Annotated in this window: 19 protein-coding genes; 9 read left to right on the top strand and 10 right to left on the bottom strand. The window is 72.8% G+C overall.

From position 1 onward, the window contains the following. The first annotated feature begins 174 nt into the window (after window positions 1-174). Both AMK25_RS29620 and AMK25_RS29625 read left to right on the top strand, forming a co-directional pair. Window positions 175-1,008, top strand: coding sequence for a hypothetical protein (locus AMK25_RS29620; RefSeq protein ID WP_241826553.1), 834 nt, complete (start codon window positions 175-177; stop codon window positions 1,006-1,008). Continuing rightward, complete coding sequence (locus AMK25_RS29625) at window positions 989-2,026, top strand: 3-dehydroquinate synthase family protein (RefSeq protein WP_073831665.1); 1,038 nt, start codon at window positions 989-991, stop codon at window positions 2,024-2,026. The genes AMK25_RS29620 and AMK25_RS29625 overlap by 20 nt, the downstream gene beginning before the upstream one ends. Before the next feature lie 101 nt (window positions 2,027-2,127). Here the strand turns inward: AMK25_RS29625 and AMK25_RS29630 are convergent, their stop codons facing one another. Continuing rightward, a complete protein-coding gene (locus AMK25_RS29630; protein WP_073831666.1) occupies window positions 2,128-3,318 on the bottom strand; it encodes an ATP-grasp domain-containing protein in 1,191 nt (396 codons plus the stop codon). An 816-nt stretch (window positions 3,319-4,134) separates the two neighbouring features. Here AMK25_RS29630 and AMK25_RS29635 point away from each other — a divergent pair. Both AMK25_RS29635 and AMK25_RS29640 read left to right on the top strand, forming a co-directional pair. Continuing rightward, window positions 4,135-7,818, top strand: a complete 3,684-nt coding sequence (locus AMK25_RS29635) for a non-ribosomal peptide synthetase (RefSeq protein WP_073831667.1) — start codon at window positions 4,135-4,137, stop codon at window positions 7,816-7,818. 127 nt (window positions 7,819-7,945) lie between these two features. Next, a complete protein-coding gene (locus tag AMK25_RS29640) occupies window positions 7,946-11,647 on the top strand; it encodes a non-ribosomal peptide synthetase (RefSeq protein ID WP_073831668.1) in 3,702 nt (1,233 codons plus the stop codon). 60 nt (window positions 11,648-11,707) lie between these two features. Here the strand turns inward: AMK25_RS29640 and AMK25_RS29645 are convergent, their stop codons facing one another. Genes AMK25_RS29645 through AMK25_RS29655 form a run of 3 tightly spaced genes read right to left on the bottom strand, consistent with a single transcriptional unit; the run spans window position 11,708 to window position 14,731 of the window. Beyond that, window positions 11,708-12,403, bottom strand: a complete 696-nt coding sequence (locus tag AMK25_RS29645) for an HAD-IA family hydrolase (RefSeq protein ID WP_064445417.1) — start codon at window positions 12,401-12,403, stop codon at window positions 11,708-11,710. A 37-nt stretch (window positions 12,404-12,440) separates the two neighbouring features. Beyond that, window positions 12,441-13,571, bottom strand: a complete 1,131-nt coding sequence (locus AMK25_RS29650; protein WP_013477292.1) for a Gfo/Idh/MocA family protein — start codon at window positions 13,569-13,571, stop codon at window positions 12,441-12,443. Further along, on the bottom strand, window positions 13,568-14,731 hold the full coding sequence (locus AMK25_RS29655) for a DegT/DnrJ/EryC1/StrS family aminotransferase (RefSeq protein WP_073831669.1): 1,164 nt from the start codon (window positions 14,729-14,731) through the stop codon (window positions 13,568-13,570). The genes AMK25_RS29650 and AMK25_RS29655 overlap by 4 nt, the downstream gene beginning before the upstream one ends. A 333-nt stretch (window positions 14,732-15,064) precedes the next feature. Between AMK25_RS29655 and AMK25_RS29660 the strand changes: the two genes are divergently transcribed. From AMK25_RS29660 to AMK25_RS29675, 4 genes are all read left to right on the top strand, one after another. After that, on the top strand, window positions 15,065-15,496 hold the full coding sequence (locus tag AMK25_RS29660) for a type II 3-dehydroquinate dehydratase (protein ID WP_030500472.1): 432 nt from the start codon (window positions 15,065-15,067) through the stop codon (window positions 15,494-15,496). A gap of 91 nt (window positions 15,497-15,587) precedes the next feature. Next, complete coding sequence (locus AMK25_RS29665; protein WP_030500471.1) at window positions 15,588-15,941, top strand: DoxX family protein; 354 nt, start codon at window positions 15,588-15,590, stop codon at window positions 15,939-15,941. An 8-nt stretch (window positions 15,942-15,949) separates the two neighbouring features. Next, window positions 15,950-16,888 (top strand): ROK family protein, encoded by a 939-nt coding sequence (locus tag AMK25_RS29670; RefSeq protein WP_043329860.1) that lies wholly within the window; start codon window positions 15,950-15,952, stop codon window positions 16,886-16,888. Window positions 16,889-16,899: 11 nt separating this feature from the next. Next, window positions 16,900-17,460 (top strand): NADPH-dependent FMN reductase, encoded by a 561-nt coding sequence (locus tag AMK25_RS29675; RefSeq protein ID WP_013285613.1) that lies wholly within the window; start codon window positions 16,900-16,902, stop codon window positions 17,458-17,460. A 139-nt stretch (window positions 17,461-17,599) separates the two neighbouring features. On the opposite strand, the gene AMK25_RS29680 is transcribed toward AMK25_RS29675, so the two are convergent. The 3 genes from AMK25_RS29680 to AMK25_RS32890 all read right to left on the bottom strand — a co-directional run bounded on the left by AMK25_RS29680 (window position 17,600) and on the right by AMK25_RS32890 (window position 20,937). Then, the gene (locus AMK25_RS29680) at window positions 17,600-18,823 is read right to left on the bottom strand and encodes a glycosyltransferase (RefSeq protein ID WP_073831670.1); all 1,224 of its coding nucleotides are present in this window, start codon (window positions 18,821-18,823) and stop codon (window positions 17,600-17,602) included. A gap of 90 nt (window positions 18,824-18,913) precedes the next feature. Next, complete coding sequence (locus AMK25_RS29685; protein WP_073831671.1) at window positions 18,914-20,326, bottom strand: glycosyltransferase family 2 protein; 1,413 nt, start codon at window positions 20,324-20,326, stop codon at window positions 18,914-18,916. Between the two features lie 14 nt (window positions 20,327-20,340). After that, a complete protein-coding gene (locus AMK25_RS32890; protein ID WP_073831672.1) occupies window positions 20,341-20,937 on the bottom strand; it encodes a hypothetical protein in 597 nt (198 codons plus the stop codon). A 277-nt stretch (window positions 20,938-21,214) separates the two neighbouring features. On the opposite strand from AMK25_RS32890, the gene AMK25_RS29695 reads away from it, so the two are divergent. After that, window positions 21,215-21,580, top strand: a complete 366-nt coding sequence (locus tag AMK25_RS29695; protein WP_143194811.1) for a hypothetical protein — start codon at window positions 21,215-21,217, stop codon at window positions 21,578-21,580. Here AMK25_RS29695 and AMK25_RS29700 read toward each other — a convergent pair. The 3 genes from AMK25_RS29700 to AMK25_RS29710 all read right to left on the bottom strand — a co-directional run bounded on the left by AMK25_RS29700 (window position 21,573) and on the right by AMK25_RS29710 (window position 24,383). Beyond that, window positions 21,573-21,968: an AtzH-like domain-containing protein gene (locus tag AMK25_RS29700; protein WP_073831674.1), complete on the bottom strand. Its 396-nt coding sequence runs from the start codon at window positions 21,966-21,968 to the stop codon at window positions 21,573-21,575. The two genes, AMK25_RS29695 and AMK25_RS29700, sit on opposite strands and share 8 nt — an antisense overlap. Before the next feature lie 81 nt (window positions 21,969-22,049). Next, window positions 22,050-23,678 (bottom strand): regulator, encoded by a 1,629-nt coding sequence (locus AMK25_RS29705; protein WP_241826554.1) that lies wholly within the window; start codon window positions 23,676-23,678, stop codon window positions 22,050-22,052. A gap of 12 nt (window positions 23,679-23,690) precedes the next feature. After that, window positions 23,691-24,383: a cysteine hydrolase family protein gene (locus tag AMK25_RS29710; RefSeq protein WP_073831675.1), complete on the bottom strand. Its 693-nt coding sequence runs from the start codon at window positions 24,381-24,383 to the stop codon at window positions 23,691-23,693. Window positions 24,384-24,391: the final 8 nt, after the last annotated feature.

Genomic DNA, 24,391 nt, shown 5'->3' on the forward strand with positions numbered 1-24,391 from the left:
CTCGCCGTAGCGGCCCAAGTCTTCCGAGCACCCTGCCGGTGTCCTACCCCTGTCACCCCCTAAGTCGTCCCCAGTTCGGAGCGCCGATCGGGTGGTGGAACGGGCCCGCGGGCCGATGATGGGGCGACCCCCGCGGACCGTCGAATCCCGTGCTCCACCCGCCCGTCAGCCGAGGTGCCGTCGTTGGAACGCTGCTGGTTGTTCGCCCGTTCGGCCGTACCGGCCGGCGGCTGCCCGGGCACGCGGCTGACCGAGCTGGTCGGCACCGTCCTGACCGGGCTGGTCGCCGCCGCCCGCCGGGCCGATCCCGGCATGGACTGGTTCTTCGACCCGGAGGACTCCCCCGCCGGGCGGCTGAGCCTCGGCTTCCATGCCGCCCCCGCCGCGCTCGACGCGGTACGGGCGGGACTGCTCGCGTACGACCCGGGAGCGTCCCTCGCCAGCGACCGGCGCGTCGTGCGCGACCCCGCGCGGGGCGGCCCGCTCGCGTTCGCGGGCAGCGAACTGGCCCTCACCCTGCTCGGCGGCGACGTGCCCTGGCTGGCCGGCGGCGAGTTGCCGCTGGCCGTGGCGCACCTGCGGCACCTGACCGGGCTGATGCCGGCGGCCGACCGCCTGGCGTTCCTGTTCCTGCACTGGCAGGAACGCAGCCAGCGGCTCACCGGCGCGCAGCGGCGGGACCTGGCCGCGCAGGCCGACGCCGGGGCGGAGAAGATCGTCCTGTCGGCCGGTGACCTACCGCTGGGCGGGGACGTGGCAGTGGCGTGGCAGCGCTACCTGGACCGGGTGACCGACGTGGTGGGCCACGACCACCCGACGGCCCCTCCCGGGTTCCTGCTGGCGCACCACGCGCAGCTCACCCACGATCGGTGGGGCATCCGGCCGGAGGTCGACTCGCTGGCCGCGCTGGCGCTGCGCCTGTCGATGGTGCGGGGCGGCCCGGCCGCGACCGCGCCGGCCCGCGTTCCGCAGAGGAGGCAGCAACCACATGCACACGCCGGTACCTGACCGTCCCGCCAGCGAGCCGGCCCGCGTCGAGGTGGCACTCGGGGAACGGTCGTACCCGGTGCTGATCGGTCCCGGCGTGCGCCACCGGCTCCCGGCGGAGGTGGCGCGGATCGGCGCCCAGCGGGTCGTGGTGGTCTCGGCCCGGCCACCGGAGTGGACGCCCGACCCGGGCGTGCCGCACCGGGTGGTGCCGGCCCGCGACGGCGAGCACGACAAGAACCTGACCACTGTGGAACAGCTCTGCCGGGCGTTCGCCGAGTTCGGGCTGACCCGGACGGACGCGGTGGTCTCCTGCGGCGGCGGCACCACCACGGACGTGGTCGGGCTGGCCGCCGGCCTCTACCACCGGGGCGTACCGGTGATCCACCTGCCGACCTCGCTGCTGGCCCAGGTGGACGCCAGCGTCGGTGGGAAGACCGCCGTCAACCTGCCGGAGGGCAAGAACCTCGTGGGCGTGTACTGGCAGCCCCGGGCGGTGCTCTGCGACACCGAGCACCTGGGGACGCTGCCGCAGCGGGAGTGGCGCAACGGGTACGGGGAGATCGCCCGGGCGCACTTCATCGGCGCCGGTGATCTGCGTGACCGGCCGGTGGCGGAGCAGATCGCCGCGTCGGTGGCGTTGAAGGCCCGGGTGGTGGCCGCGGACGAGCGGGACTCCGGCCTGCGGCACATCCTCAACTACGGCCACACGCTCGGGCACGCGTTGGAGCGGGCCACCGACTTCGGCCTGCGCCACGGTGAGGCGGTCGGCGTCGGCACGGTCTTCGCGGGCCGGCTGGCCGGCGTCCTCGGCCGGGTACCGGCCGACCGGGTGGCCGAGCACCACGACGTGGTGGCGGGCTACGGGCTCGACACCACGCTGCCCGGCGGCGTCGACCACGACGAGCTGATCACGCTGATGCGCCGGGACAAGAAGGCCACCTCGGGCCTGTCCTTCGTCCTGGACGGACCGGGCGGAGTCGAACTGGTCGCCCGCGTCCCCGAGGCCGCTGTGCGTACCGCACTTTCCGGCATGTGAGGCCGACACCGCCGGGTGCCCGTTCGCCGGCCGGCGCCGCGGGGGCGGCCGGGCCGGCGAACGGATGACGAGCCGCCGGAGCCGAGCCCCGGATCGGCGCGTCAGGTGCCCAGGGCCCGCTGGATCTGCGCCACCAGCACGCCGCAGGCGTACCGGTCCGCGGCCCCGACCATGCCGACGATGGTCGCCGGCAGCGGGCCGTTGTCCGTCTCCGCCGGGTCGTGGTGCATGAACACGACGAACTGCCCCCGGTCGATGAACGGTGCGAGGATCGGTTCGGCGTCGACGCCGGGGGCCAGTGAGAAGAACGTGGTCATGGCGCACGGATGCCGGCCCAGCAGCGAGCTGCGGTGCAGCAGCGAGGTGGTGGCCCCGCTGACCCGGAAGTTCGGGTCGATGACCCGCAGGGCGCCGTCGCGGCCGATCCCGGCGTCGAAGGAGCAGTAGCCCCGGTACCCGAGCGCGCTGGCCTTTCGGACCCCTACGGTCAGCGCTTCGACCAGCTCCTCCGGGGGCTGGTCGTCGTCCATCACACAACCGACCCACGTCGAGGTGGGCTGCGGCAGGTGTACCGACGATCCGAAGTAGTGCACCGATCCGCTGTCGGTCACGCCGAACTGGATACCCCAGATCGTCTGGAAGGGCACCTCCTCCTCGACGATCCACTGCTCGCTCACCTGTTCCAACTGGTTGAACAGGGAACGGTTCCGCCGGTCCCGCAACCGACGGGTGAAGATCGCAATTCCGCTGGACACCTCGACCCCGGCCGGTTTGATGACCGCCGGCCGGCGGTCCCGCGCCACGATCCGGCGCACCTCGGCGGGGGTGGCGACCTGCCGGCGGGGCAGGTACTCCGGCGCGACCAGAGTCTCCAGCACGGTCTTGTTGTTGAGGCGGGCGACCAGATCCGCGGGCACCCGGGCGCGAGCGGCCCGCAGCAGCGGGTCATGCGGAGGAAACTGGAACTCCAGCGTCTCGCCCCGCTCGACGGCTTCCCGCGCGTACCGCACCGCCTGCGCGCCGGAACGGAACTTCCGCAGGTCGCTGGGCGTCTTCAGACCACTCCGGCTGAGCAGACGCAGCGACTTGTCCGCGCTGGAGCCGGTGCTGCAAATCGCCGCCGACTGGTGCGGAAGGGTCAGGTGCAGACCCGTGATCATGTCCAGGCCGTTGTGGAGAGCGGCGCCCGCGCCGGCGAGATAGGGGCTGTCGGCGGTGGCCGACGGGTCGGGCGGTCGAGCCAGGACCACCCCGTCGTGTGCGAACACCTGTACCTGGATGGGCACCTGCATTTAGTCTCCTGACATGCCGGCCCGGTGCGGGCCTCGGGGTGGCGGTGAAACCGGTGCGCCACGGCCACGAACAGCGGAGAACGTGGCCGAAGGGGTGGGCTCCCGGTCCTGATGCGGCCGCTCGGCCGCGAGAGCCGGGCGTGCCGCGTGCACCGACCGGACGGTCGTGAGCTGGACCGGCCGGGAAGCCGGCTGGCTTATGGCCAGCGTTGCGGCGGCGAGGTGCACACCGCCGGTCAGCGGTTGAGTTTCCAGCCACCGACCGGCGTCATGATCGAAAGATCATAGTCACTATGTATTGCCCCGGGATGGGCCGGACAGGCGAACGCGGACGGCTCTTTCGCCGCCGAGGCCGCCGATACTCCTAGCGGGGCCATCGACTCGGGCTGACCGAAAAGCTGTTCTTCAGAAGGGCTGGAGTCGCCGGACGGCGCTGTCGCAGCCCGCGCTGTCGAGTGCCCGGATTCCGACGGCCACGCCCCCTGCCAGCTCACATCGCCGGCCCGGCCTCGACGCGGCCGGCGGGCACCGCCGAAACGTCCCAGGCCTGCCCGGGGAGGAGATCTCCGGCTGATGCGCTAGGGGTCGACGTGCCGATCTCTAGGGGTGTACGTCACTGCACAGCGCTTCGTATGGTCGGGCCCCGTCGGCTCGTCGTTGCCACTCTCAGCGCACCGGATCGGGTGGCCCGCGAGCGGTGCCGCCCGTCGACGCGCCTCGCGTCACCCCTCACCGTCCGGCGTACGGCATCCCGGCTGACCGATCGTCGCGGCCCTGAGCCTTTCGGTCGTCTCCTTTCGATCGGAGGTTGAGCTGTTGTCTGTCGGGTTCGATGGCGCCCAGGCCGCGGACGGCGCGGTTGCTCTGGAACTCGTGGGGGACCTGCGGAGGCCGGCGGTGTGGCCCGCGCGGGCGGCCTCGGTGCACCGGGTGCTTCCCGCCTGGCCGTCGCGCGTGACACCGGCCGGGCACGTCGTGGTGGCGGGGCTCGTGGCGGTCCTGGCCCGCTGGACCGGCCAGGACGAGGTGGTGCTCGGGCTGGCCCCGGCCTGCGGGTCGGTGGCGCGGGTGGACGTCTCGGGCGACCCGGGATTCGGGGAGTTGGCGGCGCGGGTGGGACTGGCGTGGACGGCGCCGGTGGCGGGCCCGGACCGGCCGGACCCGGTGGCGGTGGAGTTCACCGACGGTCCGGTGGCGGAGACGGGACCGGCCGTGGTGGACGTCGACATGGTGGTGCGCGTGGCGGCGGACGGGTCCGTGCTGCGGGTGGACTACGCGGTGGAGGGATTCTCCGCGCAGTTCGTGCGGGGACTCGTGGATCAGGTAGTGGTGCTCGTCTCCGCCGGGACGGCGGCGCCGCAGGTCGCCCTGTCGCGATTGCCGTTGCTGGATGCCGCGGAACGGGAGCGGTTGCTGGCGTGGGGGCGCGGCCCGGTGCGGGCGATCCCGGGTGAGCCGATCCACGAGCTCGTGCTGAGCTGGGCGCGGCGGTCGCCGGAGGCGGTGGCGGGTGTCGCGGGCGACGAGGTGCTGACGTACGGGGAACTGGATCGCCGGTCCGGGCTGCTGGCGGCGTACCTGCGGTCGGTGGGTGTCCGTGCCGGTGACGTGGTGTCCGTGGCGTTGGAGCGCGGGTTGTGGTCGCTGGTGGCGGCGATGGGCGTGCTGCGGGCGGGTGCCGCGTACACGCCGATGGACGTGTCGTGGCCCGCGGAGCGGATGCGGGTGCTGCTGGCCGACCACGGCGCGCGGGTGGTGTTGACGGTCGGTGCGGTAGCGCCCCGGATTCCCGCCGGGGACGGGGTCACGGTGGTGGCGCTGGACGACGGCTGGCCCGCGGTACCGGCCGGTGCGGTGGCGGATCTGCCTGCGGTGCCGGTGGACGCGCCGGCGTTCGTCATCTACACGTCGGGTTCGACAGGCACGCCGAAGGGCGTGGTGCTGTCACACGAGAGGCTGGCGAACTTCCTGGCGTGGATGACCGGCGAGTGCGCCATCGGCCCCGGCAGCCGGATGCTGCACTCGGCGGCACCGGTCTTCGACGCCGCGTTCGGGGAGATCTTCGCCGCGCTCACCGGCGGGGGCCGCGTCGTCGTGTGCCCGCGCGACGATCTGCTCGACGCGCGCCGGCTCACCGACCTCGTCAACACCCAGGGCGTCACGCACACGTTCGGACCGGCCACCAACATCGCCCCGCTCGACCCAGGCGCCTGTCCCGGCCTCCGCTGCGTCATCTTCGGCGGCGAGGCCGTCCCGCCGCGGCTGGCCCAGCGGTGGCTGACGGCGGGCACGCGGGTGGTCAACGCGTACGGGCCGGCCGAGATCGCCGTGGCGTGCACCTGGTTCGACGCGTCGGCCGGGTGGGGTGGCGCGTACGTGCCGATCGGCTGGCCGATGCCGAACCGGCAGGTCCGCGTCGTCGACGCGAACCTCGACCTCTTGCCGGCCGGGGTTCCCGGGGAGATCCTGATCGCCGGCTTCGGCGTCGCCGACGGTTACCTCAACCGCCCCGAACTGACCGCCCAGCGGTTCGTCACCGACCCGTACGGCGGCGGGCTCGCCTACCGCAGCGGCGACCTGGGGAGGTGGAACAGCGCGGGCGCACTGGAGATCCTCGGCCGGATGGACCACCAGGTGAAGGTCAACGGCATCCGCATCGAGCTGGGCGAGATCGAGAGCATCCTCGCCCAGCACCCGGAGGTGGAGACCGCAGTCGTCGTCCGCCGCGAGGACCGGGGCGTGGCCCGGCTCGTCGCGTACGTCACCGGGCGCGACGGCCGCACCCCGGGTACCGGCGACCTGCGCGACCACGCCACGGCCCACCTGCCCGGCTACATGGTCCCCGCCGCCTTCGTCGTCCTCGACCGCTTCCCCCTCGGCGGCACCGGCAAGATCGACCGGAGTGCCCTTCCCGCACCCGGCGCCCAACGCCCCGACCTCGGCGTGCCGTACGTGGAGCCGGCCACCGAGGGCGAGCGCCTCGTCGCGGAGGTGTTCGCGAGCGTGCTCGGCATCGAGCGGGTCGGTGCCCGCGACAGCTTCTTCCACCTCGGCGGCACGTCGTTGCAGTCCGCCGCCGTCGCCGCAGGCATCGACGAGGCCGCCGACGTGGTCGTGCCCGTCTCGCAGATCCACCGCACGCCCACCCCGCACGAGCTGGCCCGCTGGCTCGCCACCGCCCCCCGCCGTACGGACACCGGCTCGACCGCGGGACAGACCCGGCAGCGCCCGGGACCGGTCCCGCTCGCGCAGCAGGTGGCGAAGTGCCTGATGTCGCCGCTGGAGGTCGTCGTCCCGGTCACCTGGTGGATCGAGGGTGAGCTGGACCTACGAGCCCTCATGGCCGCCCTCGGCGACCTCCACCACCGCCACCAGGCCCTGCACGCCCGCTACCGGCGCACCGACCCACCAACCGCAATCATCCCACCCAACCCCGGCATGCCACAGCTACGGCTACTCGCCGACGCCGCCACCGAACACGACGCCCTCGACCAACTCGCCGAAGCAGTACAACAACCCCTCGACTACACCCAGGGCCGCAACTGGCGCGCCGGCCTGATCCGAAACAAAACCACCAACCGAATCCTGTTCGGCATCGGCATCCACCACATCGCCTTCGACGGCTGGTCATACGGACTACTCGTCCGAGACCTCAGCCACGCCTACACCGCACGACAAGCCGGCCACACACCCACCTGGACACACCCCGCACCCACACTGCACCAGTCCCACGACGAATACACCCGCCTCCGCAACGCCGCCGACCTGCAAACCCAACGAACCTACTGGCGCGAACAACTACGCGACCTACCCCGCCAAGGCGAAGGCCCGGCCACCGCGCCCCTGGAGCAGGCCCTCGCCTGGGGACCGAAGGCGGGCCACACCGTCACCGTCACCCCCGAGGTGCTCGACCGCTGGGACCGGGCCGCCCGCGACCAGCGCTTCAGCCGCTCCAGCTACTTCGTGGCGGCCTTCGCCTCGGCGCTGCGCGCCATCCACGGGCAGGACGACATCGCCCTGCTGATGGTGGTCGCCAAGCGCGGCAGCCGCGTCCTCGACTCCGCGTTCACCACCCGGCTCAACCTCAACTGCGTGCGGGTGCGCTTCGACGGGCCGCAGGACGACAAGCTGGTCCTGCGGGTCGACGAGACGATCCGCGATCTCATGCGGGCCCAGGACGTTCCCTTCGCGGAGACCGCCGACGATCCCGCCGCCGGGCTCTCCGGCGAGGTGGTCGCGAGCCTGCCGACGTTCGTGTTCCAGGACAACGTGGTGGTGCCGCTGGAGCTGCCCGGCTGCCGGGCCGAGGAGGTCGTCGACCCGTACGCCCGGGAGGTGCCCAACGGGCTCACGGTCGAGGTGCTGCCCCGCGTCGACCATGCTCTCCTGCGCGTCACCATCCGCACCGACTACCTGCCGTACAGCTTCGCCGAGGAGCTGAACCACCACATGCTGCGCTTCCTCGAAGACGGGCCGGCGGGTACGCCCACCGCCGGCTGACCGTCCGCCCCTGCGTACCGGACCGCTCGTCGCCGCGTGGCACGCGGCCCGTTGTCCCGAGAGTTCGTGGTTGTCCCCTCCGGCGCACCCCTCTGGGTGGCGCCGGCCCTGATCGGAGGCTGGCTCAATGTCTGTCGGAATCGTCGGTGCGCAGACCACGGATGTCGCTGGGCCCGGCTTCGAGATCCTCGACCTGATGGGGGACCTGCGCCGGCCGGCCGCGTGGCCGGCCCGGGCGGCCTCCGCGTACCGGCGGGTCGACCTGCCCGTCCCGGCGGGGACGCGCTCTCCCGGCGCGGTGCTGCTGGCCGGTCTGCTGGGGGTGCTGGCCCGGTACACCGGCCAGGCCGAGGTGGCGGTCGGCCTGTCGTCGGGCGGCGTGCTGCGGGTCGACGTCGCGGACGAACCGGGCTTCGGCGAGCTGACGTCGCGGGTGGCCACGGCGCTGGCCGGACCGGTCGCGCGCAGCGCGGGCGCGGCGGGGCCGGTGGTGGTCGGGCTGGTGGACGCCCCGGTGGCCGAGGTGGGGCCGGACGTGGTGGACGTGGACATCGTGGTGACCGTCGCGGGGGACGGGTCGGCGCTCCGGGTGGACTACGCCGCCGACGGCTTCTCGGCGGACTGGGTGCGGGGCCTGGTGGACCAGACCGTGTCGTTGCTGTCGGCCGGGGTCCGGGAACCCGGGGTGCCGCTGGGCGCGCTGCCGCTGCTGGGCGCGACCGAGCGCGAGCGGCTGCTCGCGTGGGGCCGGGGCCCGGCCCGCCCGGTGCCGGGTGCGCCGCTGCACGAGCTGGTGCTCGAATGGGCGCGACGCACGCCGGACGCGGTGGCCGGAGTCGCCGCCGGGGAGGTGCTGACGTACGCGGAGCTGGCCCGTCGCTCGGGGGAGTTGGCCGCGCGACTACGGTCGATGGGCGTACGGCCCGGGGACGTGGTGTCGCTGGCGCTGGACCGCAGCATGTGGACGCTCGTCGCCACCCTGGCGGTGCTGCGGGCGGGGGCGGCGTACACGCCGATGGACGTGTCCTGGCCGGCGGAGCGGATGCGGATGCTGCTGGCCGACCACGGCGCCCGGGTCGTCCTCACCGTCGGCGAGGTCGCCCCGCGTGTCCCCAGACCTGACGGCGTACGGGTCGTCGCCCTCGATGCCGACTGGCCCACCGTGACGGCGGCCGAGGCGGCCGACCTGCCGGTGGTGGCACCCTCCCGGCCGGCGTTCGTGATCTACACGTCCGGCTCGACCGGGACACCGAAGGGTGTCGTGCTGACCCACGAGCACCTGACGAACTTCGTCACCTGGATGCGGGAGGAGTGCGCGGTCGGGCCGGACAGCCGGATGCTCCATTCCTGTGCCCCGGTCTTCGACGTGGCCCTCGGCGAGATCTACACCGCGCTGACCTCCGGTGCCCGCGTCGTCGTCAGCTCCCGCGACGATCTGCTCGACGCCCGCCGGTTGACGGAGCTGATCGCCAAGGAGCAGGCCACCCACGCGTTCTGCCCACCCACGAACCTGGCCGCCGTCGATCCCGCCGACTGCCCCAGCCTGACGTGCGTGACCCTCGCCGGGGAACCCATTCCGCCCCGCATGGCGCACCGCTGGACGGCCGCCGGTGCCCGCCTGATCAACGCGTACGGGCCCGCGGAGGCATCCGTCGCCTGTACCTGGTACGACGCGTCGAAGGGCTGGCCCGGCGCGTACGTGCCCATCGGCCGACCCATGCCCAACCGGCAGATCCGCGTCGTCGACGCCAATCTCGACCTCGTCCCCATGGGCGTCCCCGGCGAGATCCTCATCGCCGGCGCCGGCGTCGCCGACGGTTACCTCAACCGCCCCGAACTGACCGCCCAGCGGTTCGTCACCGACCCGTACGGCGGCGGGACCGCCTACCGCACCGGCGACCTCGGCCGGTGGAACGCCGCCGGAGCGCTGGAGATCCTCGGCCGGATGGACCACCAGGTCAAGGTCAACGGCATCCGGATCGAACTCGGTGAGATCGAGGCGACTCTCGAACAACACCCGGACGTCGGCACCGCCGTCGTCACCCGTCGCGAGGACCAGGGCACCGCCCGGCTCGTCGGCTACGTCACCGGACGCGACGGCCGCGTCCCCGTCACCGCGGACCTGCGGGCACACGCCGCCGCGGTGCTCCCGCCCTACATGGTCCCCGCCGTGATCATGGTCCTGGACCGGTTCCCCACCGGCGGCACCGGCAAGATCGACCGGAGGGCGCTACCAGAACCGGGCTCGCGCCGTCCCGACCTCGACGTGCCGTACACCGAACCGGCCACCGACTCCGAACGCCTCGTCGCGGGGATCTTCGCGACGGTGCTCGGGCTGGACCGGGTCGGGGCACTCGACGGGTTCTTCCACCTCGGCGGCACCTCCCTGCAGTCCGCCGCCGTCGCTGTCGCCCTCGACGAGGCCGCCGACGTCGCCGTGCCCGTCTCGCAGATCCACCGCACCCCCACCCCGCAAGGGCTGGCCCGCTGGCTCGCCACCGCCCCCCGCCGCCCCGGGGCCGAGCCGGCGCCGTCCGTCACCGGCCGTCCCGGCCCGCCGAAGCCCGTCCCGCTGACCCCGTCCGTCGCGAAGTGCGTCGTGCTCCCCTTCGAACTGGTCTGCCCGACCACCTGGTGGATCGAGGGTGAACTGGACCTGCGAGCCCTGATGGCCGCCCTCGGCGACCTACACCACCGCCACCAGGCCCTACACGCCCGCTACCGGCGCACCGACCCACCAACCGCAATCATCCCACCCAACCCCGGCATGCCACAGCTACGGCTACTCGCCGACGCCGCCACCGAACACGACGCCCTCGACCAACTCGCCGAAGCAGTACAACAACCCCTCGACTACACCCAGGGCCGCAACTGGCGCGCCGGCCTGATCCGAAACAAAACCACCAACCGAATCCTGTTCGGCATCGGCATCCACCACATCGCCTTCGACGGCTGGTCATACGGACTACTCGTCCGAGACCTCAGCCACGCCTACACCGCACGACAAGCCGGCCACACCCCCACCTGGACACACCCCGCACCCACACTGCACCAGTCCTACGACGAATACACCCGCCTCCGCAACGCCGCCGACCTGCAAACCCAACGAACCTACTGGCGCGAACAACTACGCGACCTACCCCGCCAAGGCGAGGGCCGGCCGCAGGAGATCCTGGAACAGACACCGACCTGGGGCCCCAAGACCGGGCACATCGTCGCCGTCCCGCCCGAGCTGGTGCGGCGCTGGGACCGGGCCGCCGTCGAACACCGCTTCAGCCGCTCCACCTACTTCGCCGCCGCCTACGCCTCAGCGCTGCGCGCCATCCACGGGCAGGACGACATCGCCCTGCTGATGATCGTCGCCCAGCGCGGCAGCCGCGTCCTCGACTCCGCCTTCACGAGCAGGATCAGCAGCAACTGTCTCCGGGTCCGGTTCGGCGGCCCGGAGAAGGACCTGATGCGCGCCCTCCAGCAGACCGCGGACGAGCTGATGGCCGCCCAGGACGTCTCCTTCCTGGAGATGGTCACCGACGACCCGGTCCTCGACCTGCCCCGCGAGGTGATCAACAGCCTGCCCTCGTTCGCCTACCAGGACAACCTCGTCCTCCCGCTGGACCTGCCCGGCTGCCGGACCGAGGAGGTCGTCGAACCGTACGCCCGGGAGTGGTCCGGTGCCTGCGTCGCCGAGGTGCTGCCCGGCGACGAGAGTGTCCTCCTGCGGGTCACCATCCGTACCGACCTGGTCCCGGCCCCCGTCGCCGAGATCCTGGCCACCGGCATGCTGCGCTTCCTGGAAGCCGGCCCCGAGGCGGTCAGCGACACACGCTGACCACAGCCTGGCGGCAGTGCGCCGGGCTGCTCGCGCGAGCCCGGCGCGCTGCGGCCCGGGTCAGTGGACGAGGGCCGCCGGGCAGTGCGCCAGCAACTCCGCCGGGGCGTGCACGACCAGGTCGGGGCCGGCCGCGAGCAGCGCCGCGATGTCCCCGCCGTGCCACGTCGTGGCGACGGCCGTCGCCCCGGCGTCCCGGCCGCTGAGCAGGTCGATCACCGCGTCGCCCACCATCATGGCCTCGTGCGGCGGCACGTCGAGGTTGCCCAGTGCCTGGAGCACGATGTCCGGGGCAGGCTTGGGACGGGCCACCTCGTCGGAACCGATCACCTGGCCGAAGAGGCCCAGCACGCCGAGTTGGTCGAGCAGGGAGCGGGCCCTCGGGCCGGCCTTGCCGGTGGCGATCCCCATCCGGATGCCACGCGAGTGCAGGGTCTCCAGGGTCTCCCGGACGCCGGGGAAGAGCGGCACGAGGTGGGCCATCCGGTAGCTCTCGCGGACGAACGGCCCCTCCATCTCCAGGGGCAGCCCCATCAGGCGCATGATGTCCGGGAAGTACCGGCCCATGTGCCGGTTGTACTCCTCGAACGGTGCCGGCCCGTCGCCCACCACCTCGGCGTACGCGATGCTGAACGCCTCACGCATGACGGCCGAACTGTCGACGATGACGCCGTCGAGGTCGAACACGACCGCGCGGATCGGGCCGCGCGCCGGCGACGGCGGGGTCACCTCGACTGTGGACGATGGACGGCTCATGGCTGCTCCCGGAAGGGGTTGGGGCCGACGGTGGTTCTCACCCGGCGCGATGGCCCACCAGTGCGTGCTGGCGCTCCGGCCGGGTGGGCCGGGCGCACTGGTAGATCCGTTCGATGATGTCGATGGTCCGGCGGGCCTCGACGACGGCCGCGCCCCGGGCGGCCGGGTCGGCGAGCAGCCCGGGCAGGGCGTCGAGCTGGTGGTCGTACTCCGCGCCGATCGGCTCCCCGGGCAGCGGCAGCCGCGCGGTCCGGCCGTCGCGGGTACGCGTCAGCACCGGCGTGGGCTCCCGGTTGGGACTGAAGCCGAACGTGCAGCGCAGCGTCGCCGACCCCGCGGCGCCGTGCACGGTGACGGTGGTGCGGTCCAGCGACTCGTGCGAGGCCCAGCAGGCGTGCAGGGCGACGGAGGCGCCGGTGTCGGTGAGCAGGAAACCCCGGGCGGTGTCCTCGACGTCGCCGGGAACGTGGCCTGCGGTGTCGGCCCCGCCGCGCCAGGCGGCGTGGGCGGCGCTGTCGTTGACGAAGTCGTCCGAGACGCTGCCGATCGCGTGAGTGACCCGGGCCGGGCCGAGCAGCGGCAGCACCGTGTCGAGCAGGTGCCAGCCGAGGTCCACCAGCGCGCCCCCGCCGGACTGGTCGCGGCGGGTGAACCAGCCGCCCGCGTCGGGCACCCCTCGGGCGCGAACCCAGGCCACATCGACGTGCCGGATCGGGCCCAGCCCGCCGGCCACGTCGGCCAGCGCCCGGATGTCGGCCCGGTAACGGGCGGCGCTGCCGGCCAGCAGCACCGCGCCGCCGTCGCGCTCCGCGTCGGCCAGGATGCCCGCCTCGGCGGAGGTCAGGCAGACCGGCTTCTCCAGGAACACCGGTACGCCCCGGCGCAGCAGCCGGACGGCGACGACCGCGTGCAGGTGGTTCGGTACGGCGACCACCGCCAGGTCGACCGTTCCGGCGGGCAGGTCCTCGACGTCGGCGTACGCGGACGCGACGGCGTGCGTGTCGCGGGCCTGATCGCGCACCACGGGCTGCGGGTCGACCACGGCGACCACCTCGAAGCCGGGGTGTGCGGCGAGCCGGGGCAGCCAGATCTCCCGCCCGGCCCAGCCGAGGCCGACCACCGCGACCCGCACCGGCCGGCCGGCCGCGGCCGGGGGCCGGGCCGTCATCCGGCGAGGACGTCGGCGAGCACGGCGGCGATCTCGTGCATCTGCTGCTCCGTGCCGAGCAGCGTGCGGTGGTGCAGCCAGAGGCAGTCGGAGTGGATCTGCTCGGTGTTGGGGCAGCGGGCCGCGATCCCCTCTACCGACTCGTCGGACGCGTCGGCCATCCAGAAGCCCTCACACCGGTAGATCGCCCGGAACGCCACGAACGCCGGGACGCCCCGGGCGATGAGCGCGTCCACCACGGCACGGCGGCGCTCGATGCCGATCCCGGGGATACGGAACATCGCCATGTAGTGCGGGTTGCGGTCGGTGCGGGGGTCGGTCGCCTGCGGGACGACGCCCGGAATCTCGGCGAGCAGGCTCGACAGCAGCGGCCAGCGCTGCTCGCGCAGCGCGATCTGCTCGTCGAGGCGGGTCAGCTGGGCGCGTAGCACAGCGGCGGTGAACTCGCTCATCCGGTAGTTCGAGCCGGTGGTGCTGTGCAGGTATTCGCGGTCGGTGCGGGGCCGGCCGCAGCTGTGCACGAGGAATGCCCGCTCGCGCAGTTCCTCGTCGGGGAAGACGACCGCTCCGCCCTCGCCGGCGGTCATGAGCTTGCCGTTCTGGAAGCTGAAGGCGGCCACCGAGCCGAGCGCGCCGGCCCGCCGGCCGCGCCACTGCGCGCCGTGGGCGTGTGCCGCGTCCTGCAGCAGAGCCACCCCGGCGTCGGCGGCGAGCTTGTCGAGCGCGTCCATGTCGGCGAACTGCCCGGCCATGTGCACCGGCATGATCACCTTGGTACGGGGGGTGATCGCGGCCTCGACGGCGGCGGGGTCGACGCAGTAGGTGTCCAGGTCGACGTCGACCGGCACGGCGACCGCGCCGAGACGCTGCGCGGCCAGCGAGGACGAGATGAACGTGAACGCCGGGACGATCACCTCCGTACCGGGGCCGACGCCGAGCACCTCCAGCGCGACTTCCAGCGCGTGGGTGCCGTTGGTGACGGCAAGCGCGTGAGGGCTGCCGTGGTAGTCACCGAACTCCCGCTCGAAGGAGTCGACCTCACTGCCGCCCATCCGCCACCACTGACCCTGTTCGAGGGCGCGGATCAGTCCGGTTCGCTCCTCGTCGCCGTACTGCGGCCACTCGGGGAACTCGGACACCGTCGAGGGCTGACCACTCATGACTTCCCACTTCCCAACTCGGGCAGACCAGGGGCTTGGGCGGACCATCGGGCGGGACGACCCGAGACCGCCGGTGCGCGGTCCGGGCGCAGCGGAGCACCGGATGGCCGCGCGGTACGTGACGCCTCCGTCTGGAGCCGGCGGCGTCGCTTCAGCAGGGAGGACGGTAACCGACGCGGATACGCGGTCACCGCCCCTAACAGCCCCTAGCCACCCCTTAGTCCGCCCGCGCATCGGGCGCCGCCGGTTCGCCGGGAGCCGTCGGCGTAGTAAGACTGCGGTGACCAGTCATCAGGCTCTGCGGGACCAGGGCCGTGCCCCACGAGGTGAAGCGTGTCGGACGTACTGCTGCTGAACGGCCCGAACCTGGGCATTCTCGGCCGGCGGGAACCGGAGATCTACGGCACCGACACCCTGGACGACATCGAACGCGCCGTCGGCGAGGAGGTCGCCGCCCGGGGCTGGGGTGTGGTCGCCGAGCAGCACGACTGCGAGGGTGCGCTGATCCGTACGATCCAGAACAGCTACGACACGGTGGGCGCGATCGTCAACCCGGGCGCCCTGATGATCGCGGGCTGGAGCCTGCGCGACGCGCTGGCCAACTACCCTCGGCCCTTCGTCGAGGTGCATCTGTCCAACGTGTGGGCGCGGGAGAGCTTCCGGCACGACTCGGTGATCGCCCCGCTGGCCAGCGGGGTGATCGTCGGGCTCGGAGCGCTGGGCTACCGGCTGGCCGCGCGCGCCCTCACCGCGACCGTCCGATGACGACCGGGCACCCCGCCGTCCGGTGCCGTGGGCGCCGGCGTGCCGGCGGTACGGTCGTCCGCACGTCCCGACTCTTCCCGAAGGACCTCACGTGGAGATTCCCGTCCTCGTCCTGACCCTCGTCCTCGCGGCCGTGTTCGCGGGCACCGCCGTGCCGAAGCTCACCGGGCAGGCACAGATGCGCGAGCGGATGGACCACCTCGGCGTCTCGCCGGGGCTGACCCGCGTGCTGGGGGTGCTGGAACTCGCCGCGGTCGCCGGGCTGCTGCTCGGCCTGCTCTGGCCGCCCCTGGGCATCGCGGCGGCGATCGGTCTCGCCCTGCAGATGACGGGCGCGGTCGTCTACCACGCCCGGGCGAAGGACCCGGCCGCGACGATCCTGACGCCGGTGATCTTTGCCGTGGCCGCCCTGGCGCTCGTCTACCTGCACGTGCGGCTGGGCTGAGGCCGGCCGTGTCCGGTCCGCAGCGCCACGGCGGCGTCCTCGGCATCGACGTCGGCGGCACCAAGGTCGCCCTGCACGCGGAGGCACCCGGGCGGCCGGCGTACGACCGGACCTTCCGCTGGCCCCGGGGGGCCGCCGACCCGGCCGACGACCTGACGGTGCTGGCCGTCGAGGTGGACCGGCTGCTCGACCGGTGGGGACCGGTGGACGCGGTCGGGGTGGCCATGCCGGCGACCACTGACACCGGGGGCACCGTCACCACCTGGCCTGGGCGCCCCGGCTGGGCGGGCCTCGACCTCACCGGCGCGCTGCGCCGCCTCTTTCCCGACGCGGCGACCGCCGTCGCCGACGACGGTGATCTCGCCGCCCTGGCCGAGGCGCGCTGCGCCGGCGCGGACGACGTGGTCTACCTGGGCGTCGGCACCGGGATCGGCGGCGGCGTCGTACTGGCCGGCCGGCCGGTGCCGGGCCGGTCCTCCGCCGAGATCGGCCACATGGTCGTCGCCCTCGACGGTGAGCGCTGCGACTGCGACCGGCACGGCTGCCTCCAGTCCGTCGCGTCCGGCCCCGCCACCCTGCGCCGCGCCGCCGCCCGCCGGGGCGGCGAGGTGGGCTTCGACGACCTACGGGCCGGACTCGACGGGCGCGAGCCCTGGGCGGTGGCTGCGGTCGAGGAGAGCTGCCGGGCGCTGGCGGCGGCGGTGGTGAGCCTCGGCGAGATCCTCGATCCGGCGCTGGCAATCGTGGGCGGCGGGTTCGCCGCCGGCCTGCCTGGCTTCGTGCCGCTCGTCGCGCAACGGGCACGCCGCGCCGGCCGGCCCGGGCGCCCGGCGCCACCGGTGCGTCCCGCCGCCCTCGGCGGGCTGTCGTCCCTGCACGGCGCGGTGGAGCTGGCTCGTGACCTGACCGGCACGTCGGCTCCCGCGCGCCCCGTCCCCATCGCGTAGAGGAGAGCAGCATGGTCAGGATCGGTGTCATCGTCGGCAGCACGCGACCCGGCCGCAAGGCCGACGCCGTGGCCCGCTGGGTGCGCGACGTCGCCGCCAAGCGGGGCGACGCCACTGTCGAGCTGGTCGACATCGCCGACTACGCCCTGCCACACTTCGACGAGGTGCTGCCGCCGTCGATGGCGCCGTCGCGACGCCCGGCCGTACGCCGCTGGGCGACGACCGTGGCCGGGTTCGACGGCTTCGTCTTCGTCACGCCGGAGTACAACCACTCCATCCCGGGCGCGCTGAAGGATTCCCTCGACTTCCTCTACCAGGAGTGGCAGCACGCCGCCGCCGGCCTCGTCAGCTACGGCGTGCACGGCGGCACCCGGGCGGCGGAGCACCTGCGGCTGGTGCTCGGGCAGCTCGGCGTCGCCGACGTCCGCTCCCAGGTCGCGCTCTCTCTGACGACCGACTTCGTCAACTTCCGCGACTTCCGGCCGGCCGCGCACCACGAGCAGGCCCTCGGCACCATGCTCGACGAGGTGGTCGCCTGGGCCGGCACACTGCGGACGCTGCGCCGGGCCTGACGCCGCTGCGGCTGCGCGGGCCGGTGACGGGGGTCGGGCACCCAGCGTCGACCCGCCCGCTCGGCCCGGCACGGCACCGGTCGCCTGGGTCGTGGCCGGGCCCCGCCCGGTCGTGAGCCAGCGGGGCGGGGCTGCCCGCTCAGGCTCCCGGTGCGACGACCAACCGCTCCGCGGCGACCTGCGCCGCGTCGGTGCATACGACGCCGGCGAACTCGCGGGCGCGGGCGGCCACCTCCGGCCGCAGCGCGGCGCCCAGAGCCTCGGTCAGCGACTCGACGGTCGGCACGGAGCCGGGGTGTGCGGTGCCGATGCCGAGCGCGGACACCCGGCGCGCGAAGTAGTGCTGGTCGTACACCTGCGGTACGACGACCTGCGGCGTCCCGGCCCGCGCGGCCGTGGTCGTGGTGCCCGCGCCGCCATGGTGGACCACCACGGCCACCTCCCGGAACAGGTCCTGCTGGTTCACTTCGCCGACCACCAGGCAGTCGGGGGACCGGTCGACCGGCGAGAGCGGTGCCCAGCCCCGGGAGACGACCAGCCGGCAACCGACCGCGCGCACGGCCCGCACGGCCGTCTCCAGCAGACCCGGGGGTGCGGCGACGCTGCCGAATCCGACGTAGACGCACGGCCCGCCGGCGTCCAGGAAGGCCGTCAGCTCGGCGGGCAGGGCCCGCTTGTCGGGCAGGAGCCAGGCGCCCGGTTGGTAGACGGCCGGATCGGCGACGTCCGGCCAGGGTGCCAGGGTCGGGTCGGTGGCCAGCCACGGCCGGTCGGTGTGGATGTGGTCGCTGACGTCGTCGACCGTGCCCAACCCCACCGCCGACCGCAGCGCGTTGAGGGGCGCGGCGAAGGTGTCGTTGACGTGCCGCAGGTTGGCGGCCCACAGGTCGCTGTTGTCGGCCGACGCGGGCGCCGGGACCTCCCCGAGCACCGGCAGCGGCAGCGGGGGGTGGTGGGGTGAGGGAAGGGCCGCCGGGCAGAGCGCCGCGAAGACGTACGGGATGCCGCGCTTCTCCGCCACGGTGCGGGCGGCGATCTGGAGGCCCGTCGACGCGACGAGGACGTCACAGTCCCGGGCTGCGGCCGACAGCACCTCGAACTGGATGCCGATGGAGGACTCGGCGAGCTTGCGTACCTGCGCGGGCGAGGGTTTTGGCACGGCGGCCCGCGACCTGGGCGCCGCCGACCTGCGCCAGGGCGGGCCGACGGGCACGAAGGGAATCCTGAAGCTGGCCACCCAGCGGGCGAAGTCGGGCGGGGCGCAGAGGCGGACCTGATGGCCGAGGGCCGTCAACCGCGACGCGAGCGCCACCAGTGGTTGGACATCGCCGCGCGACCCGAGAGTCGACAGCAGTACGCGCATGATACTCGCCTTTCCGTCTTTTGCTCCGGATCCGGGCGCGGTTGGGCCAGGCCCGACAGCGTTGTCGGGCCTGGCCGCACCGTCGATCTGCTATCCCCGCGTCGTGGAGCGCCCCGGCACCAGGGCAGCGGATCGCGCCCTGGCGGCGGTCTGAGCGGGTACCCGGCGCGCGGCGCCGGGCGCGGGTCGGAGGGGCCGCAGGATCAGTACCTGGCCGAGCCCTTCGACCGCGCGCAGCTCGGCCGTGCAGGCCGCGGCCTGCGCCTGGCGCAGGTAGTCCAGCGTCTGCGGGTCGGCGGCGCACATCCCCGGCGTCGAGTCGGCGGTGGCGACCAGGTGGACCTCGCCGGCCAGCAGCAGCGAGGCCGAGATGAACTGGCAGAGTTCCGGCCACAGCAGGTACCGCCAGAAGTCCACGCTGATCACCGCGTCCAGGCTGCCCGGCGGCATGGGCGGGGCGACGCCGAGCAGATGGAAGTTGGTCCGCCCGATGGGTGCGGCGTAGTCGAAGGTCAACGCCGAGGTGGGCAACACGGAATCGGCGCGGCCGGTGCCGATCCAGAGCGTGCGGTGCCCCCGCACCTGGCCGGCGAGGCGCGCGGCGGCGGGCCCGATGGCGCAGGCCGACCGCTCGACGCACTCGTCGATGAGCGCGCGATAGTGCAGGATGCGCCGGATCGCCTCGTACCCCATGACAGCGGTAAGGAGCTCCCACTCCAGGCACCGATAGAGCCGGGCCGCCTGCTGGAAGTTGGCCTTCATCTCCATCCAGTTGCGGGTGATGTTCCTGTGGTGCGGCAGGTGGACGACCCGGGCGTCGTCGTCGTAGCCGAAGTTGACGCCGTCGGGGAGGCTGCGGTCGACGCGGTAGAACAACTCGACGTCCTCCATGCCGTAGCTCAGACCGAACGCCTCGCGGTAGCCACCGACCTGCGCGAAGTGCGCGCTGGACAGCGAGATGTTGTGCGTGTAGGCGATGACCCAGCCGGCCCGGAGCCACTCGCCCCCGTCGTCGGGAAGCCCCGTGGCGAACCGCAGGTCGCCGCCGTGCGGGAAGGCGCGTGCGACCGCGTGCGACTCCCCGGCCAGCACTGCCGGCAGGTCAGCGAGGCCGATCTCGTCCCGCCGGCCGATCAGCACCGCCGCGTTGCCGGGCACGCTGTGCCAGGCCAGGTGCCGCTCCAGCAGGTCGGGCACCGCCCACGAGTCGGCGTCGAGGAAGACCAGCAGAGGTGCGCAGGCACGGCGCGCCCCCTCGTTGCGGGCGACGGAGCGGCCCTTGCGCTCGGCGAGTTCCAGCACGCGCAGGCGGAGACCGGCGCCCTCGGCGAGCGCCTCGGCGTACCCGTCGGACGAGCCACCGTCCCGGACCACGATCACCTCGAAGCGTTCCGGCGGAAGCGTCTGCCGGGTCAGCGCCCTGAGGGTCGGCGCGAGGCACTGCGGATCCTGGTAGGTCGGCATCACCACGCTCAGCGCCGGAGGGTTGGTGGGCAGCGACATGGCGATCCTCTCCGTCAGACGATCTTGCCGTCGGGGGGCGGCGACACCGTCAGACGATAACGCTCCGCGACGACATCATTACGCATCAATAGGGGTCTATAGGGGTGCACTGTCCCAACACGACAGTCGCCGCCCGACCGGAACCTACCCACGCGCAGGAGCAGCAGCCGCGATAGTTGCTGCGCCCATGGCCGGTAGCGAACCTCCTGCGGGGTGTCTCGCTCGGCAGCAAGCAGCGCCTGGAATGTCGCCTGCGGGCGCCTGCGGCCGTGCAGTGCCAGCGCTGTGTCTTCCCAGTAGCGAGCTCGGCGCTCCGGCATGACGATCCGGGCTGGGTCAACCTGCCGGGCGTAGTCGACAGCGGTGCCGTAGTCACCTGCGTGACGGGCCGCTGTTTCGGCTTCGCCGAGCAGGGTCCACGCAGTATCGCGGTCGTCGTGCATCGCCGCGGTGTACGAGGCGGAGCAGACGACGAGCATGCCGTGGCGCGGCTGAACGTCGAGGCGGCGGTGCGGGGGCCAGCCCAACGCGCGCAGGAGGTGCTGCGCGCTCACCCGGCCACAGCGGGCCGGAAGAGCCATCCCCAGCACCAGGCTGGCGTCGGTGATCACCGGTGGGCAGACTCGGGCAGGTAGAGCGGGCATCGGCATCGTGCCTGGGCGGGGACGCGCGGGCAGGCCGGCGGGTACGAGTGGACCGACGAAGTGCTCCTTCGGTCGGATAGGTCGTGTCATGACCGCTGTTCCTCCGAAGACACCGGGTCAGCCCGCTCGCCCACTGAAGCGCGCCCGGATGTCGCTCGTGGCCCCTGGACGCCGGAACGTCAGGAGATCCGCCCCGGCGGTAATGAGTGTTCGTACAACCCGGACAAGCGCGAACACCCCGACCGTGGCGATCGCCGAAATGGCACCCACACGCTCAGTGCCGGCCAGCCCAACAGAGGAAGCGAGGCCAGGTCTGAAGAAATCACTGCTGGCGCTGGCAACAGCCGCCATGCTTCCGCTCGGCGTGCTGGCCGTGCCGAATCCCGCCATCGCCGCCGGTTGCACGAAGACCACGATCATCTCGATGCGGTTCGCGGACGGGTCACCATTCCACTCCCGCTACAGCAGCACATCCCCGCTAGTTGGGTATGCCTACTCGGACTACATCTATGCGATGAACGGCCGCTGCACCAGTGCGGCCGGCCTCCTGCGGTACCGGACTGCTGACACATCGCCGTTGTACATCTACAGCGCCCACCGAATCAGCTAACTCCCCGCACCGGGCAGTGTGGAATGGAGACGTGAGCGGTGACGATCCGCCAGCCGACGGGCAGGCGAACCCAGGTCTGGGTCTGCCGCCCGGTGGGCACGCCGCCGGCGTAGCCGAAGCGGGTCGTCACCACCGCGAGGTCCCTGCCGAACGTGGTGACCGTCGGGTCCACCAGCCGGCGACCGGCCGGCAGTGGCGGCTGCGCGGCCCGCCACTCGCGTTGCTCGTCCAACCCGTACTGGTGGTCGGCGAGGCCGAACCGCACGGTCCGCTCGGAAGCCCAGAAGTAGGCGCAGATCCGGTCCGCGTCGCCGTCGACCAGCGCCCGCTCGTAGTCGGCGAAGGCCGCCGCCACCTCGGCCACGACATCGGTCCGGTCGATCTCCATCCGGTACGTCCCTTCGATTCGTCGGGTCGGGCATCCGCCGGCCCGGTCGGGAGCCGTGACCTTCCGACCGGGCTCGCCCACTCAGCCGGGCAGCGCGGACGTTCTCCGGTCGGTGTCCGTCCGCTCGCTGGCGAGGTCAGCTCGATCGGGCTGCTGGTCCGGTTCGCCCTCCTCCGGGTCGGGCTCGCGGGGCGTCGGGCGGCCGAGTGCGAAGACCACACAGATCACCGCCACGAAGAGATAGCCCAGTGCCACCTGACCGTTGGCGTTCCACTCGATCCGCTCGCCGTGGATCAGCCCAATGAACGACAGCACCGCGCCGGAGCCGGCGAAGATCGCGGCTCGGACGAAGCGCCTGTCGATGATGAAGACCACCACCGCGCCGAGCACCAGCCCGGCGAGGATCGCGCCCTGACCGAGCACCAGCAGCCCGTCGTAGATCACCCCGGCGCCGTTGAGCGCGTCGTCGCCGACCACCGCGGCGGTGGTGCCGGCCGCGGCCAACGCGTTGTCGATCTGACCGGTCGCCCAGGCCGCGATGTTCGGGATCAGCGCGGCGACCACGGCGGCGGCGTGCGCCCGGGGGGTGGCCTGGAAGGCCTGCGCCCCGATCAGCAGCCCGATGTAGAGCAGGATCGGCACGATGGCCGCCGTCGGGAAGATCGCGCCGAGCAGCCCGAACATGCCGAGGAAGCAGAGCACCGCGATCACCACACCGGTCGCCATCGAGTACCCGCTGCGTCCACCCGCCGCTTTCCAACCCGGGTGCCCGACGTAGACGGCCGGCGGGAACGGCGAGCCGAGCGCGGCGCCGATCACCGCGCCCGCACCGTCGGCGAGCAGCACACTGCGCAGGTTGTAGTTGTCCCCCGCAGTGGCCGCGCTCTCCACGTTGGTCATGCCCTCGGTGAAGTTGTAGACGCCGAGCGGGATCGCCGTCGCCAGCAGCGGCGCCATGTCGGCCAGCCCGGTGAGGAGCAGGTCCAGCTTGAACGAGGGTACGGCGACCGCGATGTCCCGGGCCGCGGCCGTGACGTCCGGTACCGACATCGCCCCACCGGCCCAGCCGATCGCGGTGCCGAGCAGCAGCGTGGCGAGCCCGATCGGGAAGTTGAACGGCAGTTTCACGTCGGTGAGCAGGCCGATCAGCAGCAGCGCGAAGACCGGCAGGGCGACCCAGGCCATCCGCCACATCTGACCGGCCGGGTTCATCGAGATGAAGGTGATGGAGATCCCGGCGAGGGTGCCGAGCAGCGCGGCCCGGGGCGCGTACCGGCGGATGTAGGGCCCCACGAACGCGCCGATCAGCACGATCACGCCGATGATGAAGGCCCACGCCAGCCCGGCCTCCCAGGCTCGCACCGGGTCCTGGGTACGCAGGTAGATCGGCAGCATGATGACGAAGATGACGATGAACATGTGCGGCACGCTCGGCCCGTACGGCAGGGCGGTCACGTCGGTGCGGTTCTCCCGTCGGGCCAGCCGGCGTGCCAGGTAGGTGTAGTAGATGTTCCCGGCGACCAGGGCGATGCCGAGCGCCGGCAGGATCGTGCCGAACACCTCCCCCTCGGGAAGGTTCACCACGGCGAGGCAGAGGCCGGTCAGGGTGAGCACGTTGACCAGGACGTTGACGCCGAAGCCGAAGAATGCGTTGGTGTCGCCGCGTACCCAGTACGGGAGCGGGGCGACTGTCGGTGTGGTCGAGGCCATGACTACTCCCGGTCAGGATGAGGGCTGCAACGCGGGGGTGGCGGGCAGCGCGGCGCGCACCTGCGCCGAGTCGGCGACCCAGCCGAAGATGCCGCCCTGGGCGGCGATCATGTCGAGGCCGACCCGCTGGAACTCGGGAAAGTAGGACCCGACGCAGTCGGCGAGCACGAGGCACTCGTACCCGCGGTCGTTGGCCTCCCGGACGGTCGTGTGCACGCACACCTCGGTGGTGACCCCGGCGACCAGGAGGCTGCGGATGCCCCGCTCGGCGAGCAGGGCGTCCAGGTCGGTGGCGTAGAAGGCACCTTTGCCGGGTTTGTCGATGACCGGCTCGCCGGGCAGCGGCCTCAGCTCGTCGACGATGTCGTGGCCGTACTCGCCGCGGATCAGGATTCGGCCGTTGGGCCCGGGGTCACCGATGCGCCTGCTCGGCGCACCTCGACGGAGTTTGGCCGGCGGGCAGTCGGACAGGTCGGGCAGGTGCCCCTCGCGGGTGTGGATGATGTTCAGACCGATGGCGCGGGCGTCGGCCAGCAGCGCCGCGAGCGGGGCGATGGTGCAACGCAACTGGCCGACGTCGTTGCCGAGGCTCTCACCGAACCCGCCGGGTTCCAGGAAGTCGCGCTGCATGTCGATGACGAGCAGCGCCGTGGTGGCGATGTCGAAGGCGTACGGACCGGGCCGCGCGGTGGTGATGGTCAGCATGGGCGCAC

It is taken from the genome of Micromonospora sp. TSRI0369, from assembly GCF_001905625.1.
GTDB lineage: Bacteria > Actinomycetota > Actinomycetes > Mycobacteriales > Micromonosporaceae > Micromonospora > Micromonospora echinospora_A.

Coding starts and splice junctions, on each gene's coding strand:
- AMK25_RS29650 (WP_013477292.1), bottom strand. CDS start 13,571: ATGACGGCCCGGCCCCCGGCCGCGGCCGGCCGGCCGGTGCGGGTCGCG.
- AMK25_RS29625 (WP_073831665.1), top strand. CDS start 989: ATGCACACGCCGGTACCTGACCGTCCCGCCAGCGAGCCGGCCCGCGTC.
- AMK25_RS29710 (WP_073831675.1), bottom strand. CDS start 24,383: ATGCTGACCATCACCACCGCGCGGCCCGGTCCGTACGCCTTCGACATC.
- AMK25_RS29705 (WP_241826554.1), bottom strand. CDS start 23,678: ATGGCCTCGACCACACCGACAGTCGCCCCGCTCCCGTACTGGGTACGC.
- AMK25_RS29655 (WP_073831669.1), bottom strand. CDS start 14,731: ATGAGTGGTCAGCCCTCGACGGTGTCCGAGTTCCCCGAGTGGCCGCAG.
- AMK25_RS29630 (WP_073831666.1), bottom strand. CDS start 3,318: ATGCAGGTGCCCATCCAGGTACAGGTGTTCGCACACGACGGGGTGGTC.
- AMK25_RS29645 (WP_064445417.1), bottom strand. CDS start 12,403: ATGAGCCGTCCATCGTCCACAGTCGAGGTGACCCCGCCGTCGCCGGCG.
- AMK25_RS29680 (WP_073831670.1), bottom strand. CDS start 18,823: ATGCGCGTACTGCTGTCGACTCTCGGGTCGCGCGGCGATGTCCAACCA.
- AMK25_RS29700 (WP_073831674.1), bottom strand. CDS start 21,968: ATGGAGATCGACCGGACCGATGTCGTGGCCGAGGTGGCGGCGGCCTTC.
- AMK25_RS29675 (WP_013285613.1), top strand. CDS start 16,900: ATGGTCAGGATCGGTGTCATCGTCGGCAGCACGCGACCCGGCCGCAAG.
- AMK25_RS29685 (WP_073831671.1), bottom strand. CDS start 20,326: ATGTCGCTGCCCACCAACCCTCCGGCGCTGAGCGTGGTGATGCCGACC.
- AMK25_RS29640 (WP_073831668.1), top strand. CDS start 7,946: ATGTCTGTCGGAATCGTCGGTGCGCAGACCACGGATGTCGCTGGGCCC.